Here is a 15,778-nt window from a genome sequence, read left to right as displayed (position 1 = left end):
AATCCTGTCTTATCTAATTTCGGCAGGGATTATTTGAATAAACCGTGCCTTGAGTATGCTTAAATAAGTTGAGACACATACTAGCCATATTGAACCCAGTGAATTTTCAATCAGTCATTGCAACTTTGAATCAATTCTGGAGCGATCGAGGATGCCTGATCGCCCAATCCTACGACACAGAAAAAGGTGCAGGAACCATGAATCCCCACACCTTTCTCAGAGCAATCGGCCCTGAACCTTGGTCTGTCGCCTACATCGAACCCTGTCGCCGCCCCACAGACGGACGCTACGGCGAAAATCCCAACCGCTTCCAACATTACTATCAATATCAAGTTTTAATTAAACCCTCTCCTCCCAACATCCAAGACATCTATTTAGACTCCCTCAGAGCATTAGGAATTCGCCCAGAAGACCACGACATTCGTTTCGTAGAAGACAACTGGGAATCGCCCACCCTCGGAGCTTGGGGGGTCGGCTGGGAAGTCTGGCTCGATGGCATGGAAATCACCCAATTTACCTACTTTCAACAGTGCGGTAGCATTGACTGTCGCCCCGTCTCGATTGAAATTACCTACGGACTAGAACGCCTAGCAATGTATCTCCAAGAAGTCGATGCTATGACGAAAATTCAGTGGAAAGATGGCATAACTTACGGCGACGTTCACCTGCAAGGAGAAATAGAACAGTGTACTTATAACTTTGAAGCTTCCAATCCAGAATTGCTGTTTACTCTATTTGGATTGTACGAACAAGAAGCCGAACAACTGACAAAAAAAGGATTGGTTTTGCCTAGTCTTGATTATGTGCTAAAATGTTCTCACACTTTCAATTTACTCGATGCTAGAGGTGTGATTTCGGTAACGGAAAGAACTCGGTATATCACCAAAATTCGCAATTTGGCGCGGCGAGTGGCTCAGCTTTATTTGGAACAGCGCGAAAAGCTGGGTTTTCCTTTAGAAAAAGCTGTAAAAGTTTGAGTTTGAGTTGGAGTGTGGGGCGGGCATCTTGCCTGCCTTAAGAACGGGTAAGATGCCCGTTCCATAAAGAGTGAGTTGGATTGTGGGGCGGGCATCTTCCCTGCCTTAATAACGGGCAAGATGCCCGTTCCACGAAGGTCATATTTTTAATTAATTAAATGCCTAATTATTCAGACAATAATACAGAAACCAATCCTCAACTGCGAATTGACGGTGTAAGCTTGAAAACACCGATCGCCTCCAGTTACTTGTTGGAAAATATATCGTTTCAGGTACACAAGGGATCTCGCGTGGCAATTGTTGGCCCTTCAGGTGCCGGCAAAACAACGCTGTTGCGACTGCTAAATCGGCTCAGCAGTCCCACCAGCGGCTCGATTTATCTGGAAAATACAGAATATCGCCAAATACCTGCGATCGAACTCCGCAAACAAATCACCCTCATCCTGCAAGAATCCAAGCTTTTGGGAATGTCGGTGCGAGAAGCATTGGCTTATCCTTTGAAGCTGCGGGGCGTGACTTCATCAAACATTGCTGAGAGAATTAGCGGGGCGATCGAACAACTGCACATACCCCAAGAATGGCTCGATCGCACCGAATTGCAGCTTTCCACAGGCCAAAAACAGCTCGTGGCGATCGCCCGCGGCATCATCCTGCAACCAAAAATCTTGCTTTTAGACGAGCCCACATCCGCCCTAGACGCAGGAAAAGCCGCCCACCTTTTGCAAGTATTGACACAGCTAACAAACGGCCAAACCACAATTTTAATGGTAAACCATCAATTAGAATTAGCCGAGCAATTTAGCACGCGAATTCTGCATTTACAGCGCGGAAAGCTCATCGGGGACTCGCCCTCTCATCAAATAAATTGGGCGCAACTGCGGCAAAATTTAATCCAAGCAGAAGCAGAAGCTCAACAAGAATGGTGAATAAGCTAAAAAACATTTAGTTGGCAGTTTGAAAACTCTTAAAATTATCGTGGGGTGGGCATCCTGCCCGCCCCAAAGATGCAGCGCACTCCGCGCCCTACAGCATCAATGAGCTCCCCCAGCACCCGCACCCGCTTTCACCTTTTTAAAACCCAAAATAGCAATCCCACTTAACAGCAAAGCAAGTCCCACAAAGTAAAAACAATCATTAAAAGCCATTACATAAGCTTCACGGCGCACAATATTATCAATTGCTTTAATGGCTTGGTCTTTTGCCACGCTTAAATCTGAACCGCGACTCACAAAATACTGAGTCATTTGATTGATTCGCTCCTGCGTTGCCGGATTGTACAAAGAAACAGATTCCGCCAATCGATTCGAGTGAAATTGCTCGCGTTGCGTAACCAAAGTTCCTAACGCCGCAATCCCCATCGAACCTCCCATATTTCGCATCATATTAAACAAACCAGAAGCAGAACCAGCCTCGTGTTTCTCCATACCAGCAGTGGCAATAGTTGACAGCGGCACCATAATTAAAGGCTGCCCCATTGCCCTTACTAATTGCGACCAACGTAACTGATCGATACCCGTATCATGAGTCATACTGGCATTCATAAAACAACTCACCGCAAACAAACTCACACCTATGCCAATCATCAGCCGCATATCCATTCGCTGCATCAACTTCGGCACCATAGGCACGATGAATAACTGCGGCACCCCACCCCACATAATCACCTCGCCAATTTGCATGGCATTGTACTGCTGAATCTGACCTAAATACAGCGGCAAAATAAACACTGAACCGTACAATCCTACTCCCAAGGATACATTGACAATAGTAGCTAAACCGAAATTGCGGCGAGTCAGCAATCGCAAGTTAATAAACGGTCGTTTGCGAGTTAGTTCAATCCAGAAAAAAGCGCTGATAAATATTGCGGCAACTATGCTAAGACGGACAATAAAATCCGAACTCAACCAGTCCTTGCGGCTTCCTTCTTCTAACACGACTTGCAGGGAACCCAAGCCGATCGCCATCGAGATAATTCCCCACCAGTCGCCCTCTTGTAGCAGTTCGAGTTTCAGCGGTGTGGGGGCAACGGCGTACCACACAGCAGCTAGCAGCATCAGCCCTGGAATTAAATTTAAATAAAAGACATATTGCCAGCCGTAATTCTCAGTCAGCCACCCTCCCAATGTCGGCCCGATGGATGGTGCAAAAGTAGCTGTCATTGCAAACATCGCCATACCGATTGGCTGCTTTTTGGGCGGCAAATTAGTCAGCAAAAATGTAAAAGACATCGGAATTAAAACGCCGCCTGACAATCCCTGCAAAGCCCGAAATACAATCATTGAATTCAAATTCCACGCCCAAGCGCAGCACATGGAAAAGAAGACAAAGAAAGCGGCATTTACCAAGATGTAGCGACGGAAAGAAAACACCTGCGACAGCCAACCAGTCAGCGGAATTACTACAATTTCTGCGACTAGATACGCGGTGGAAATCCAAGAACCTTCTTCTAAGGTTGCGCCTAAAGCTGCTTGAATATCTCTGAGAGATGCGTTGGTGATTTGGATGTCCAAAACCGCCATGAAAGCGCCGAGAATTGTTCCCATGACGCCGATCCAGGTTTTTAAGGGAACGCGATCGCTCTGCTGTGGAATTGCACTTGTATTTGCCATTGGTTTAACCTCTGGTTGCGTAATTAATTTGGATGTTTTAACCGCAGAGGGCCCAGAGGGCGCAGAGAAATAGAAGAGAGGAGTTTACAAATTGTTGAGGATTGCTAGAAATACAGTCAGATATTAGCTTTGGGAATCTTGTTTAATGTTGGCATTTGTGATTTGACGCTAAATCGCTAGTGCGGAATTAAACCCATTTTTTGATACAGTGGTCGGATTAAGTTTTTTAAAGCTGGCAACTGTTTGGTAAAAACTATGGAGCCTAAAACACAAATTATACCTCCAATGATGACTGTATTGGGAGCGCCGATATAATTTGCCAATCCGCCGGCAACTAAATTCCCAAACGGTGTCACTCCAAAAAATGCCATCGTGTATATGCTCATTACTCTTCCGCGTTTGTCGTCTTCCACAATTGTTTGCAAAAATGTGTTTCCTCCTGCAAATTGGATAATGAAACCAAAGCCAACGAACAACATCATGATTAATGACAGCCACAAGACGCGGGACAAACCAAAACCTATCAGTCCAAATCCCATAATTGCAGGTGAAATCGCAATCCATTTGCCGAGGCCAACTATACTTTTGCGCGAAATCAAATAAATCGCCCCCCCAAAGGCTCCAACTCCGGAAGCAGCCATCAAAAAGCCCAGAGTTTGGGCATCGCCGTGCAGGAGTTTGGTGGCAAAAATTGGGACTAAAACTGTGTGGGACATTCCGGCTAAACTGACTAATGCTAATAGCAGTAAAATTGCTCGAATCGGGGGAAACCCGAAGGCATAAACGAATCCTTCTTTTAATCTTTGTAAGGGTTTGGTATTAGTTGCTGCAATTTTACGGGGTTTGATTTGCATCGCTAATAAGCCTGCAATTACAGCAATGTAGCTGAGTCCGTCAATAAGAAAGCAATAACTTGCGCCGACTGTAGCTATCAGCAAACCTGCCATTGCTGGGCCGATTAGTCTGGCTGCATTGAACATCGAAGCATTAATGGCGATCGCATTTGCTAAATTTTCTTTCTTTTCTACAAGTTCCGGTACAAAAGCTTGCCGTGCCGGCGCGTCAAAGGCATTAATTGCGCCTTGAAAGAAACTCAGTACCAGGATCTGCCAAATGTTCACCACTCCTGTTAGCGCTAAAAATGCTAGGGCTAAGGATTGAACCATCGCTAATATTTGAGTGGCAATTAGGACTCGGTGGCGGTTCCAGCGATCGATTAAAACTCCTGCAAAAGGCAGTAAAATTAATGTGGGGATTTGACTTGTAAATCCCACCACGCCGAGCATCCAAGGTGAATCGCTCAAATTGTAGACAAGCCAAACAGTAGCGACTTGTGTCATCCAATTGCCAATCAGGGAGATGCCTTGTCCTGCAAAAAACAGGCGATAATTTCTCGATCGCAGTGCTGGAGGAATTTGTATTGTTTTGATTTTTGCTAGTAGATTCATGCGTGATTACGGCTAGAGCAATCCTATTTGATTGGTAAACATCTTGTAGGGGTAGCGCCCCTGGGCTTACCCCTAATTAGCGAAGGGCAACCATCGGGGGACTGCCCCTAGACTCATTATTACGAATCATTGAGAATTGCGATATGAGCCGAAGGTTCTATTTTACAACTCCCGAAAACCCGGATTTGAGTAGTGTAAAATTTTTCGCACACTGAAAAAAGATCGCCACAGTTAAATTTAACTGTGGCGATCGCTTGGCTAACGAGAAATTACTTCCCCGAACTCTTGCCTCAATTAATGCTCAACAGCCAAGTACCGAGGTAACGCAGCAAGGGAACGTCTCCGGGGGTGCGGATGCGGACGTTGAAATGGTACATTCCGCCCGGAGATGGGTTTCTGACGTTGGAGAGTACAACCTCAACATTGTTGCCTGCAGGAATTGGTTCTTTGGGATAAATTTCTATGAATCGATTTTCTTTGTCCCAGATTACTTCTTGCAATTCTATTGTTTTGTCTTTGACGCGCACTTTAATGTCTTTTTGGTCGAACTCGCCTTTGTAGTAGTCTGGATAGGATATGTTCAGTTGGGCGATCGCCAAACTTACTTTCTTGGAAGGAATTCGCAGCCGATATCTGTCGCCACTCATCCCGGCTGTACCGTAATCCAAGCGATAGCTTAATTGATTGGCGCGATCGGGGCCGCCGAAAATCGTGAATCCTGGCATGGACTGGGCTAAACTGATGGCGGGTAATCCAGCCACCAAGCAACCTGTAACCGCTAGTGCTGAAAATAATCGTCGCATAACAACTCCTCTAATTAAACTCTTGGTGAACCTTAAATATTGCTCGCCCGAAATTTGCGATCGTGCCTACAATATATCGAATGTCTCAGCAATTTGATGAGGGCGAGCGACCGCCGGCTGAGGTCACTTTTTTTTGCGTAATTTTTGCGTAATACTGATAACAGACATTCAAACTACAGAATTAGGCGACATAAAATTATATCATAATCGGTGGCAAACTTAACAATATAGCGAATTTGAATGTATAAGATAAGTTAAAGATACGGGTCGAATTTGGGCGATCGGCTTTAGTATCAACGAGAGAAGTTTAGGGGAACGGCTGCTTCAATGTAAAGCAAGGCATCGGGCGATTAAAAATCGCACTTCAAGAAACCTGCGGAGGCAGGTTTTGTGTGTGTAGGCGCGGTTTCAACCGCCCTGGGAAGGCTTAAATAAGGAGAGTTCATGAAATTAGCGATCGCAAAAGAAATAGCAGCAGGGGAACGCCGGGTGGCTTTAGTACCCGACGCTGTAGCCCGATTAGTCAAACAGGGCGTCGAAGTTTGGGTTGAGGCCGGTGCGGGGGCAAAATCCTTTTTCTCGGATCTTGCTTACGAAGAAGCGGGAGCTCAGGTTGTCGCCGATACCGCTAGGCTGTGGGGCGAAGCCGATGTCGTCGTGAAAATCGGGGCCCTGCAAGAATCAGAAGTTCCTCAACTTCGAGAAGGAGGAGTTTTCATCGGATTTTTGAATCCTCTGGGAGATCCAGCTTTAGTGCAGCGTTTAGCCGATCGCAAAGTAACGGCCTTCAGCATGGAAATGATCCCGCGCACCAGCCGCGCTCAAAGCATGGATGCGCTGTCATCTCAGGGTAACGTCGCCGGTTACAAAGCGGTACTGATCGCAGCCGCAGCTTTGCCAAAGTATTTTCCGATGCTGACAACGGCGGCGGGTACAATTCGCCCTGCGAAAGTATTGGTAATGGGTGTGGGCGTTGCTGGCTTGCAGGCGATCGCCACGGCGCGCCGCTTGGGTGCGGTAGTCGAAGCCTTCGACATCCGCCCGGAAACAAAAGAACAAGTGCAAAGTTTGGGCGCTAAATTCCTTGATGTCGAACTCAAGGAAGAAACCGTCGCCGCCGGAGGTTACGCTAAAGAATTATCAGAAGCCGCCAAAGAATACACCCGCCAAGTGCTCACCCAACACGTCAGCGCTTCCGATGCAGTTATTACAACGGCTCAGGTTCCTGGCAGAAAAGCACCTATTTTAGTTACTAGAGAAATGGTTTCTCAAATGAAGCCCGGATCGGTAATTGTTGACCTCGCGGCGGAACAAGGCGGCAATTGCGAATGTTCTGAAGCGGGGAAAGATGTTGAATGGAACGGCGTTAATGTCATCGGCCCGATTAATGTGCCCTCGTCGATGCCCGTACACGCTAGCGAAACTTACTCGAAGAATATCTCGGCTTTACTTCAGTTGATGGTGAAAGATAAGGAACTCAATTTGAATTTTGAAGACGATATCATTGCTGGTGCTTGCGTCGCCCGCGATGGTGAGATTAGCAATCAGCGAGTTCGCGATGCTTTGGCAGCTCAGGCTTCAGCCGTAAGTTAGATTCTGTCTGTCGTTATGACGCAAAGTCCGGCAAGGGTTGAAATCCCTGCCTCAAAGCTAAAGTCCTCTTAAGAGGACTGAAGAACTGATTAAATATCTCCAAAAAAGGCTTTTTTTGTTTGGTGACTAGGGTCAGATCCCCCCTAGCCCCCCTTAAGAAGGGGGGAACAAGAAGTATTCAAAGTCTCCCTTCTTAAGGGGGATTTAGGGGGATCGAGACTCGGCAACAAACGAGAGATCTAAAGGACTTTAGCGTTAATTTCACACCAATTACCAATTACCAATTACCAATTGTCATGGCAGAAGGATTGATTGCAGGTTTAGTGGTGTTTACTCTGGCGTCGTTTGTGGGATTTGAAGTAATTAATAAAGTCCCGCCGACGCTGCACACACCTTTGATGTCGGGTTCCAATGCGATTTCGGGAATTGCGGTTTTAGGTGCAATTCTGATTTCTGGCCAAGGCAATGTGACTGTTACTTCGATTTTGGGGACGATCGCGATCGCCCTGGCCACAATTAACGTTGTCGGCGGTTTCTTAGTAACCGATCGAATGCTGCAAATGTTCAAGAAAAAAGAGGTTAAAGCGTGAGCGATTTTCTGCCCAGTGGCATTCAACTAGGTTATTTAGTTGCCGCATCTTTGTTTATTATCGGTTTGAAACAGTTGGGTTCCCCTGCAACTGCCCGTCAAGGTAATGTGTTAGCTGCGATCGGGATGTTAATTGCGATCGTCGGTACGTTGCTGGAAAAGCAAGTAGTCAGCTACGAATTGATTGCTGTCGGAATTATCGTCGGTTCCATTTTGGGAACAATTATGGCGAATACTGTGGCGATGACGGATATGCCGCAGATGGTGGGTTTGCTTAACGGTTTCGGGGGCGCGGCTTCTGCACTCGTTGCTGTGGGTGAATTCTGGCGCTATCTCAGCATCCCGGAATCGCCAACTCCAGACGCGACAATCACGATCCTTTTGGGTGTGTTGATTGGCGGAATTACTTTCACTGGTAGCCTTGTGGCGTTTGCGAAACTGCAAGAATTGCTACCGGGTGCGCCGATGACGTTTCCGCTGCAACAGCCGTTTAATGCCATGCTGGCGATCGCACTTTTAGCCGGCAGCGGTTATATGCTGTTTAACCCGGAGAATGTGCCGGTATTCCTGGCTTTGGTGGCGATTTCCAATATTCTGGGAATCATGTTTGTGCTACCGATTGGGGGCGGCGATATGCCGGTGGTAGTGTCGCTGCTTAACTCTTATTCGGGGATTGCGGCGAGTGTGGCTGGGTTCATTTTGATGAACAATATGCTGATTATCGCCGGTGCATTGGTGGGCGCGTCGGGGATTATTTTGACGCAAATCATGTGCAAGGCGATGAATCGATCCTTGGGTAGTGTGCTGTTTAGCGCGTTTGGTAGCGGTGGCGGTAGTGCTGGGGCTGCTGCTGGGGCTGCTGGTGCGATCGATAAAACTGTTCGCAGCATCAATCTCGAAGAAAGTGCGATGATGTTGGGTTATGCGCGATCGGTTGTGATTATTCCGGGTTACGGAATGGCTGTAGCGCAAGCACAGCACGCGGTGCGCGAGTTAGCCGACGGTTTGGAAAAAATGGGTGTTGACGTGAAATACGCGATTCACCCGGTGGCTGGGCGGATGCCGGGGCACATGAATGTGCTGCTGGCGGAAGCAAACGTGCCTTATCCGCAGTTGTACGATATGGACGATATCAATCCGCAGTTTGACGAAACTGATGTGGCTTTGGTAATCGGGGCTAACGATGTAGTGAATCCGGCGGCGCGTCACGATACGGCGAGCCCGATTTACGGGATGCCGATTTTGGAGGTTGATAAGGCCAAGCATACGATCGTGATTAAGCGCGGGATGAGTGCTGGTTTTTCGGGTGTTGATAACGAATTGTTTTACAAGGATAAGACGATGATGTTGTTTGGTAGCGCTAAGGATGTGGTTGCCAAATTGGTTTCTGAGGTGAAGCAGTTGTAGGATTTTGCAACCGCAGATTAAGGCAGATTAACGCGGATGATTAAACCCGGTTTCTTGTAGAAACCGGGTTTTTGTTGGGGTTTTGTTTTGATATCAATATTCTTCTGTCTCAAGCGAGAGGGACTTCGTTTGACTCTTAAGCGATTGAAATCGCCGAGTCTTATAAGCTAATAGTTTGTATGCAGCCGATTCTTGACTTCCGAAGGATCGGCTGTCTCAAAAAATAGTTCCAACGCTTCGATGAGATTTCGTCGGGCTTCTTCTATATTGTCACCTTGGCTGGCAATATCAAGTTCTGGGCAAAGGGATATATATCCGTCACCTTCTCGTTCAATAATTGCTGTAAACTTTTGTGTTGACTTCATAGGAGATTGGGTTGTAGGATGTATAGATGGTTGTAGTGGCTAAATAATTGAATAAGTATGCTCAAGAAATCAGATATATACAGGCTTGTACATGATTACATTGAAGTTGATTATGATGGGGATATGCGTGACTTTTCTTACCAAAAACTCCGCGAGTTTTATCCTTACTGCTGCGACTTGGAGATTAACGTAGAAGATCATATATATGGCACTACAAGAGAAACGTTCATGCGCATACTTGAAGAGGCAAGCCCGCTAGATCAAGCTAAAATTATAAAAGGCGTATTCAAAAAGTATCCTCTTTCATACTTTGAGGAAACAGATAGAGAGACAAAGCAATTAATTTACGACGAGTATCAAGAAATCATAGCAAGACTACAATGTTCAGTGCAGGGTGTTAGCAATGAGGCAAAAAACCTGATATTCGCGGCAAATGGACCTAAGCATGAAATTGTCTTAGGTGATGCAATCAGGAATGAGATTAAGATTGTCAAAAATCAAGAATACTGTCTCATATATGATAGACCACTTTTGGAAAAAGGGCTTCTATGGGAAGAGTTAGTAGACTGGTGGCGAGACGAAGAAGAACTACATAATCTGACACGTACTGACCAGCGTAATCACCTGTTCCATCGACTCAAAATTTCTCTGGGGGACAATCACCCAGAAAAGATTTTACTTGACACGTACTACAGCTATTTTTGGGAAAAATTGAAAGAAAAACTACCAGCACTAATTCCTCAAGTGTACTTGCATTATGACCCCTATACATCGAAACAGCTCAAAGATGAAAAACGATTAAGCCGAGAAAGAATGGATTTCCTGCTTCTTCTTCCTTACCGAAAGAATATTGTAATTGAAATAGATGGGAAGCAACACTATTCCGAAAATGGCAAAGCCAGCCCTAAACTCTATGCAGAAATGGTTGCAGAAGATAGACGCTTAAGACTTGCAGGCTATGAATTATACAGGTTTGGTGGTTATGAGTTTTTGGATGATGCAAAGGCAAAACGAACTGTGGAAAACTTCTTTGACGACCTATTTAAGTTACACTCCATTATCTAGGCATTAAAAAAGCTCCCGCAGTGTGCTCCGGTCATGCTTGTATCGGCACTCGGATACCAGTTTGGTCATTGGTGTGCTAGCCTTCTGGATGCAAATAATGTGCGAATTTTGCAAGAATTTCCTCATTTGAGTACACCAGATTTGGCGAAGGCTTGGGCTTCTGCTGAGGCACACCCAGAGGAGATTGAAACTGCGCTCGCTAGAAACGCGGAAGCCTAAAACATGGCGCGAATTTGCTATAATCTAACTAATATCAAATCCGAGCGATCGCACTTATGACTATACAAGAATTAGAAACTCAAATCTCAACATTAAATGCGGTTGATAAAGCTAAACTAATCAGCATTCTAACTCAAACTTTAACCAACGGTTCTCTAGGCATTAAAAAAACTCCTGGTGTGTGCGGAGGCGATGCTTGTATCGGTAATACTCGCATACCAGTTTGGTCACTGGTGTGCGATCGACGTTTAGGTGCTTCCGATGGTATCATCCTAGAATCCTTTCCCGATCTAACCGCCGCTGACTTGGTAAATGCGTGGGCTTATGCTGATGCTTACCCAGAGGAAATTGAACAGGCAATTAGAGAAAACGATGAAGTTATGGAAGAAAGCGAGGTTTATTAAAAGTTGGCACGTTTTTACACAGATGAAAACTTCCCGCTAGCAGTGGTAGAATTACTGCGGGCTTTGGGTCATGATGTATTAACAGCGAGGGAAGCAGGGAATGCAAATCTTCAAATTCCTGACGAAGATGTGTTAGCTTTTGCTGCGAGCAATTCCCGAACAGTTTTAACGCGCAATCGCCGTCATTTCATGCGATTACACATTCAAAACTCTGACCATAGTGGTATTGTTGTTTGCACGGAAGACCCAAATTTTGAAAGGCTGGCGACGCGAATTAATGATGCTATTTCTACGGTCGATACTTTGAACGGTAAATTGATTCGAGTTAACCGTCCTTCGACATGAAAAAAAGCAGCTCCCCCAAACCCATCCTACAAATCTTATAATTAAATCCCCCATTGCTCCCAAGATTAGGTAAAATTATTGGCGTGTCTGAGGATAAACTATATGCGCTGGGTTCGATATATTGCGATCGCGATCGTCAATGGTTTCGGTGTCGTCATCGGTATTATTTGGATTGCAGTCCCCACAACAGTGGCTCAACCTTCCCTAAACTACCAACTCGCACTCTCTGCGCGACAGTCAGAGGGCGAAACTCCGCAATCCCTCCCCGAACTCTACAAATTGCGCGATCGCCTGAAAGTACAATTAGATAACCTTGCGAAAACTCCCGACAGCACCCCGTTTCCGGCAGAACTTTGGAAGTCAGCAATCCACCGCCAGCAATCTCAAACTCTGACGCAGCAACTTCAAAACGTTCAGAGTCAGATTCAAATAGAAGAAAGAGCCAAATATAATTGGGATGATGCTGCTAAATTAGCCGCCCAAGCAGTCTTAATTGGACGCACTTCTAATCCTTCTTCTGCTACTTGGGAACAGTCCCAGCGGCTGTGGGAGTTGGCTATCAATACGTTGCGACTCATTCCTCACGATTCTTTTTTGGCCGATGGGGCGATCGACAAAACCATCGAATATCAAGGAAATCTCAGTGTCGCTACCTATGAAATGCAAGTTGCACGTTCTGTGGAGAAAGTTAGAGCCGAGGAAGAAGAGATAAGAGAGCGAGCCCGCAAAGAGCAAGAGAAAAAAGAATTTGCTCGTCGAGAAATAGAGAGAAAAGAGCAAGAAAAAAAAGACCGGGCTCGAAAAGAACTAGAAAGACAAGAATTCCAAAGGCAAGAATTAGCCAGGAAAGAGCTGGAAAGGCAAGAATTAGCCCGTAAAGAACTTGAAAGGCAAGAGTTGGAAAAGCAAGAATTAGCCCGTAAAGAACTTGAAAGGCAAGAATTCCAAAGGCAAGAGTTAGCCAGGAAAGAAGTTGAAAGGCAAGAAGCAGCCAGAAAAGAACTGGAAGGGCAAGAACTTGAAAAGCAAGAGTTAGCCCGACAAGAACTGGAAAGACAAGAACTTGAAAGGCAAGAGTTAGCCCGACAAGAACTGGAAAGACAAGAACTTGAAAGGCAAGAACTAGAGAGAAATCAACAAGCAACTTCTCAACCAACTCCTGAATCAACTGCAACACCAACTCCCGCCCCAGTTACACCCGCCGCGTCGTCGCCGAACTTTTTCTTTGCGGGAGATACTAACAGAGATGGCCAAATTAACGAGCAAGACGAAGCCGGAAAAGAACAATGGTCTTTGTCGAAGGGCGCGCTAATTTTATTTAACGATCGCAATAACGATCGCGGCAAGATACCGACTTGGAAACAAACCAAAGTTAGCGCTCCCCGCCGTGCAGCAATGCTTTCTCAAGTTAACTTAACACTGTCTGAAAACTTCAAAACCTCTCAGTTATTTATCACGGCTGACAGCATAGCTAGCCCTCACATCAGAGTTTTCCAGAAGACGGGCGACGGCTGGCAACCTGTAGATATATCCGGTGCTAAACCTCTTATTTTTAGCACGAATATTGTTTTAGGTGTCGAAGCCAAACAATTTGCCGATCGCAATTGGAACGGCACTGTAAATCTCAAAGCAACTGCCCAAAACAACGGTCAAAAAATCGCCTCCACAACAATCCAAATGGGCGTTAGTCCTTGGATGATAGCGCCAAATACAGCACCAGTAACCGAAGTTCAAGTCAGCGACAGAGGCTCGGTAAACAGCGAATTTATCTCGCAATTAAAAGAAGCAGTAGAACCCACGGGCGCTCAAGTAAAAATTCTCCAGGGCGATCGCACTTGGATGCAAGATACCCAGAAAAACGGCTACGTTCAATTGCCAGAAAAATCGGATCTACGCCTGTTTAATGTAGCCCTAAAAAGCAATAGCGATTCAGAGAAAAACCCGCCTCTTAAATCAACTCAAGACCGGGATTTGAAAGTAGTTAAAATTGGCAATCCTCGTTCTTTAGACCCTGTAAGTCAGTGGTCTGAGGGCTACGGCAATTTGCAGGTGACACCGCCGATTCCCGGACACCCAATGGGTCGAGTTTATTACGGGAATTCGGGAAATGCTAGTTTTAATCCAGAGGTACTTGATTTTATTCAAGCTCAGCGAATTCAAGGGCCACCAGTGGATCTTGATACTTCTTGGCTTTTGACTCGCCAAGTCGATGAAATTATCAATTTTATTCCCACTCAAACTCCCGGACAATATGTAATGGCGATCGCCAGTCCCGAAGCCGGAGTTAAGCTGTTGGAAGAATTGCAGGGAAGAGGTTACGGCGATGTGACGGTCAATCGCGGTTTGAGCACTCAAACAACTGTCAGCGCCGCTTTGCAAAATCGCGCTTTAATTCAACACAATCTCTATTTGCAAAATCAGAAACTTAATCCGATTATAGAGAAGCTGAAAAGAGAATTTTTACTCCGAGACGACCAAATTATTCAAGTTCCGGTGATGTTTGGCTACAGCGGCTATGCTTGGTGGCCTAATATGGTCAATTCGGTGCCAGTTAACGGCAAGTTGTTAGTTTCAAATCCGCGCGGGCCAATGATTGAGGGTGTAGATTACACTCAGGAAAGATTGCGCCAACTGCTGCTTCCTGCTGGCGTCAGCGTTAGTTTTCTGGATGACAGATATTATCAAGAATTGAAAGGAAACGTGCAGTCGGCGACGAATACTGTGAGGAAGCCTGAAGATCGGCCTTTTTGGCAGTCTTTGCCTAATAATTGAACCCAGCAGTAATTTGCGATCGCAATTTGTACTCAATATTTACGGAAAATGGGTAAATTGCGATCGCCGCAGCCGATAGATTTCTCGCTCGACAGGGACGGCATTTTGTCAAGGGCCTTGCCGTATTGGTGCAGTGCAGGCGATCGCACCAGTAACGTAAAATGTCTAAAAGCGGTCTTTGTAAAATAAATTTAGCCCCATGAGCGACGAACAGGAAAAAAAACAAATTTTTACTCAGCAACCGGAAACAATTTCCACTGCTAGCGATGAGTTAGATCGCAGTGAAATTGACAGGACAGATTCAACTTCCGCATCAGCAGAAACTCCCGCCGAAATTGCCGCGCCCGAAGATATTTCAGCCCCAATCGATGAGGCCGAAACAATTCCACTTACCGCCGATAGCGCCCCGGAAACCACTCAACTTCCAAGTTATCCGACTCCAACAATTCCAACTGCCAACTCCGATCCAAAACCAGCCCGCTCTTGGCAAATCTTAGCAGTTTTTCTCAGCGGAATTTTGGTCGGTTCAGTCCTGAGTCTCGGCAGTTTGCTAGGGTGGAGAATGTATCAGGAAAGAGCGAACCTTCAAATCAAACTACCCGCTGACGTACCCCTTCCCGAAAGCCCTCCCCCTGTCCCAGCAGCGCCCGCCAACCGCCTGCCCGGACTTCCCCCAGCACCCGGCCCGGCACGGCCCGCCGATCGCCAACCGTCGCCCAATCCCACTCAAATACCATCTCTGTCAGGGGTTCCGCAAATTGCTTCGCCGTCGCCGTCGCCGTTGCCTTCTCCTTCTCCTTCTCCCGCTGTGGTTGAAACCCCTGTAACCGAGCGAGTGTACTTTCAAGCTGGTGCTACGGGAACTACTCTAAACAGTAGTTTGCGAGCCAACATATCCAAGCGCTATTTACTGGAGTGCAATAGCGGCCAAAGCATGACAATAAATGTTCAACAAGGTCAAGTTAGTGCAGCAATTATTGCTCCTAACGGTGAAAAAATAGGTACTGCAAATAGTACCAGTCAGTGGCAAGGTCAACTAGCCAGCAGCGGCGATTATACTATTGAAATTTCCGGCGACCGCCAAGCAAACTACGGTGTTAGAATTGAAGTCAAATAGCAAGTACAATTGTATCAGGGGGTAGTTACCCAATACATAAACCCGCCCTGGTTGCGAATTACAAA

15 protein-coding genes are annotated in these 15,778 nt (G+C 46.1%); 11 read left to right on the top strand and 4 right to left on the bottom strand.

The features are described 5' to 3' along the window. Positions 1-98 precede the first annotated feature (98 nt). On the top strand, positions 99-977 hold the full coding sequence (glyQ, locus tag QUA53_RS14650; protein WP_333098032.1) for a glycine--tRNA ligase subunit alpha: 879 nt from the start codon (positions 99-101) through the stop codon (positions 975-977). Between the two features lie 158 nt (positions 978-1,135). Continuing rightward, the gene (locus QUA53_RS14645) at positions 1,136-1,903 is read left to right on the top strand and encodes an ATP-binding cassette domain-containing protein (RefSeq protein WP_333098034.1); all 768 of its coding nucleotides are present in this window, start codon (positions 1,136-1,138) and stop codon (positions 1,901-1,903) included. A gap of 105 nt (positions 1,904-2,008) precedes the next feature. Here the strand turns inward: QUA53_RS14645 and QUA53_RS14640 are convergent, their stop codons facing one another. The 3 genes from QUA53_RS14640 to QUA53_RS14630 all read right to left on the bottom strand — a co-directional run bounded on the left by QUA53_RS14640 (position 2,009) and on the right by QUA53_RS14630 (position 5,837). Beyond that, positions 2,009-3,586, bottom strand: a complete 1,578-nt coding sequence (locus tag QUA53_RS14640; protein ID WP_333098035.1) for a DHA2 family efflux MFS transporter permease subunit — start codon at positions 3,584-3,586, stop codon at positions 2,009-2,011. Between the two features lie 176 nt (positions 3,587-3,762). Continuing rightward, complete coding sequence (locus QUA53_RS14635) at positions 3,763-5,034, bottom strand: MFS transporter (protein ID WP_333098036.1); 1,272 nt, start codon at positions 5,032-5,034, stop codon at positions 3,763-3,765. Positions 5,035-5,324: 290 nt separating this feature from the next. Beyond that, entirely contained in the window at positions 5,325-5,837 is a 513-nt protein-coding gene (locus QUA53_RS14630) for a DUF2808 domain-containing protein (RefSeq protein ID WP_333098037.1), read from the bottom strand. Positions 5,838-6,281: 444 nt separating this feature from the next. On the opposite strand from QUA53_RS14630, the gene QUA53_RS14625 reads away from it, so the two are divergent. The 3 genes from QUA53_RS14625 to QUA53_RS14615 all read left to right on the top strand — a co-directional run bounded on the left by QUA53_RS14625 (position 6,282) and on the right by QUA53_RS14615 (position 9,426). After that, positions 6,282-7,430: a Re/Si-specific NAD(P)(+) transhydrogenase subunit alpha gene (locus QUA53_RS14625; RefSeq protein ID WP_333098039.1), complete on the top strand. Its 1,149-nt coding sequence runs from the start codon at positions 6,282-6,284 to the stop codon at positions 7,428-7,430. Positions 7,431-7,726: 296 nt separating this feature from the next. After that, positions 7,727-8,020: an NAD(P) transhydrogenase subunit alpha gene (locus tag QUA53_RS14620; protein WP_006633295.1), complete on the top strand. Its 294-nt coding sequence runs from the start codon at positions 7,727-7,729 to the stop codon at positions 8,018-8,020. Beyond that, the gene (locus QUA53_RS14615; protein WP_333098041.1) at positions 8,017-9,426 is read left to right on the top strand and encodes an NAD(P)(+) transhydrogenase (Re/Si-specific) subunit beta; all 1,410 of its coding nucleotides are present in this window, start codon (positions 8,017-8,019) and stop codon (positions 9,424-9,426) included. Before QUA53_RS14620 ends, QUA53_RS14615 begins: the two co-directional genes overlap by 4 nt. Positions 9,427-9,593: 167 nt before the next feature. Here the strand turns inward: QUA53_RS14615 and QUA53_RS14610 are convergent, their stop codons facing one another. Beyond that, positions 9,594-9,791 (bottom strand): type II toxin-antitoxin system HicB family antitoxin, encoded by a 198-nt coding sequence (locus tag QUA53_RS14610; protein WP_333098043.1) that lies wholly within the window; start codon positions 9,789-9,791, stop codon positions 9,594-9,596. Between the two features lie 57 nt (positions 9,792-9,848). Between QUA53_RS14610 and QUA53_RS14605 the strand changes: the two genes are divergently transcribed. The 6 genes from QUA53_RS14605 (at position 9,849) to QUA53_RS14580 (ending at position 15,713) form a co-directional block, all read left to right on the top strand. Continuing rightward, positions 9,849-10,856 carry a hypothetical protein gene (locus QUA53_RS14605; RefSeq protein WP_333098045.1) on the top strand — a complete coding sequence of 336 codons (1,008 nt, stop codon included), beginning with the start codon at positions 9,849-9,851 and terminating at the stop codon, positions 10,854-10,856. A gap of 33 nt (positions 10,857-10,889) precedes the next feature. Further along, positions 10,890-11,075, top strand: coding sequence for a hypothetical protein (locus tag QUA53_RS14600; RefSeq protein ID WP_333098047.1), 186 nt, complete (start codon positions 10,890-10,892; stop codon positions 11,073-11,075). Between the two features lie 56 nt (positions 11,076-11,131). After that, complete coding sequence (locus QUA53_RS14595) at positions 11,132-11,479, top strand: DUF433 domain-containing protein (RefSeq protein WP_333098049.1); 348 nt, start codon at positions 11,132-11,134, stop codon at positions 11,477-11,479. A 3-nt stretch (positions 11,480-11,482) separates the two neighbouring features. Further along, on the top strand, positions 11,483-11,824 hold the full coding sequence (locus QUA53_RS14590) for a DUF5615 family PIN-like protein (protein WP_333098051.1): 342 nt from the start codon (positions 11,483-11,485) through the stop codon (positions 11,822-11,824). Positions 11,825-11,926: 102 nt separating this feature from the next. Further along, complete coding sequence (locus tag QUA53_RS14585) at positions 11,927-14,596, top strand: protein-arginine deiminase family protein (protein WP_333098053.1); 2,670 nt, start codon at positions 11,927-11,929, stop codon at positions 14,594-14,596. Between the two features lie 199 nt (positions 14,597-14,795). Next, a complete protein-coding gene (locus QUA53_RS14580) occupies positions 14,796-15,713 on the top strand; it encodes a hypothetical protein (RefSeq protein ID WP_333098055.1) in 918 nt (305 codons plus the stop codon). Positions 15,714-15,778 lie beyond the last annotated feature (65 nt).

This window comes from Microcoleus sp. Pol12B3, from assembly GCF_036701355.1.
GTDB lineage: Bacteria > Cyanobacteriota > Cyanobacteriia > Cyanobacteriales > Microcoleaceae > Microcoleus.
The sequence above is the reverse complement of the archived record's forward strand: the minus strand, read 5'-3'. Positions and strand labels throughout refer to the sequence as shown.

Excerpts from the sequence above, each read along its gene's own strand:
- QUA53_RS14645 (WP_333098034.1), top strand. The coding sequence starts at position 1,136 with ATGCCTAATTATTCAGACAATAATACAGAAACCAATCCTCAACTGCGA.
- QUA53_RS14640 (WP_333098035.1), bottom strand. The coding sequence starts at position 3,586 with ATGGCAAATACAAGTGCAATTCCACAGCAGAGCGATCGCGTTCCCTTA.
- QUA53_RS14635 (WP_333098036.1), bottom strand. The coding sequence starts at position 5,034 with ATGAATCTACTAGCAAAAATCAAAACAATACAAATTCCTCCAGCACTG.
- QUA53_RS14630 (WP_333098037.1), bottom strand. The coding sequence starts at position 5,837 with ATGCGACGATTATTTTCAGCACTAGCGGTTACAGGTTGCTTGGTGGCT.
- QUA53_RS14625 (WP_333098039.1), top strand. The coding sequence starts at position 6,282 with ATGAAATTAGCGATCGCAAAAGAAATAGCAGCAGGGGAACGCCGGGTG.
- QUA53_RS14620 (WP_006633295.1), top strand. The coding sequence starts at position 7,727 with ATGGCAGAAGGATTGATTGCAGGTTTAGTGGTGTTTACTCTGGCGTCG.
- QUA53_RS14610 (WP_333098043.1), bottom strand. The coding sequence starts at position 9,791 with ATGAAGTCAACACAAAAGTTTACAGCAATTATTGAACGAGAAGGTGAC.
- QUA53_RS14605 (WP_333098045.1), top strand. The coding sequence starts at position 9,849 with ATGCTCAAGAAATCAGATATATACAGGCTTGTACATGATTACATTGAA.
- QUA53_RS14600 (WP_333098047.1), top strand. The coding sequence starts at position 10,890 with ATGCTTGTATCGGCACTCGGATACCAGTTTGGTCATTGGTGTGCTAGC.
- QUA53_RS14595 (WP_333098049.1), top strand. The coding sequence starts at position 11,132 with ATGACTATACAAGAATTAGAAACTCAAATCTCAACATTAAATGCGGTT.
- QUA53_RS14585 (WP_333098053.1), top strand. The coding sequence starts at position 11,927 with ATGCGCTGGGTTCGATATATTGCGATCGCGATCGTCAATGGTTTCGGT.
- QUA53_RS14580 (WP_333098055.1), top strand. The coding sequence starts at position 14,796 with ATGAGCGACGAACAGGAAAAAAAACAAATTTTTACTCAGCAACCGGAA.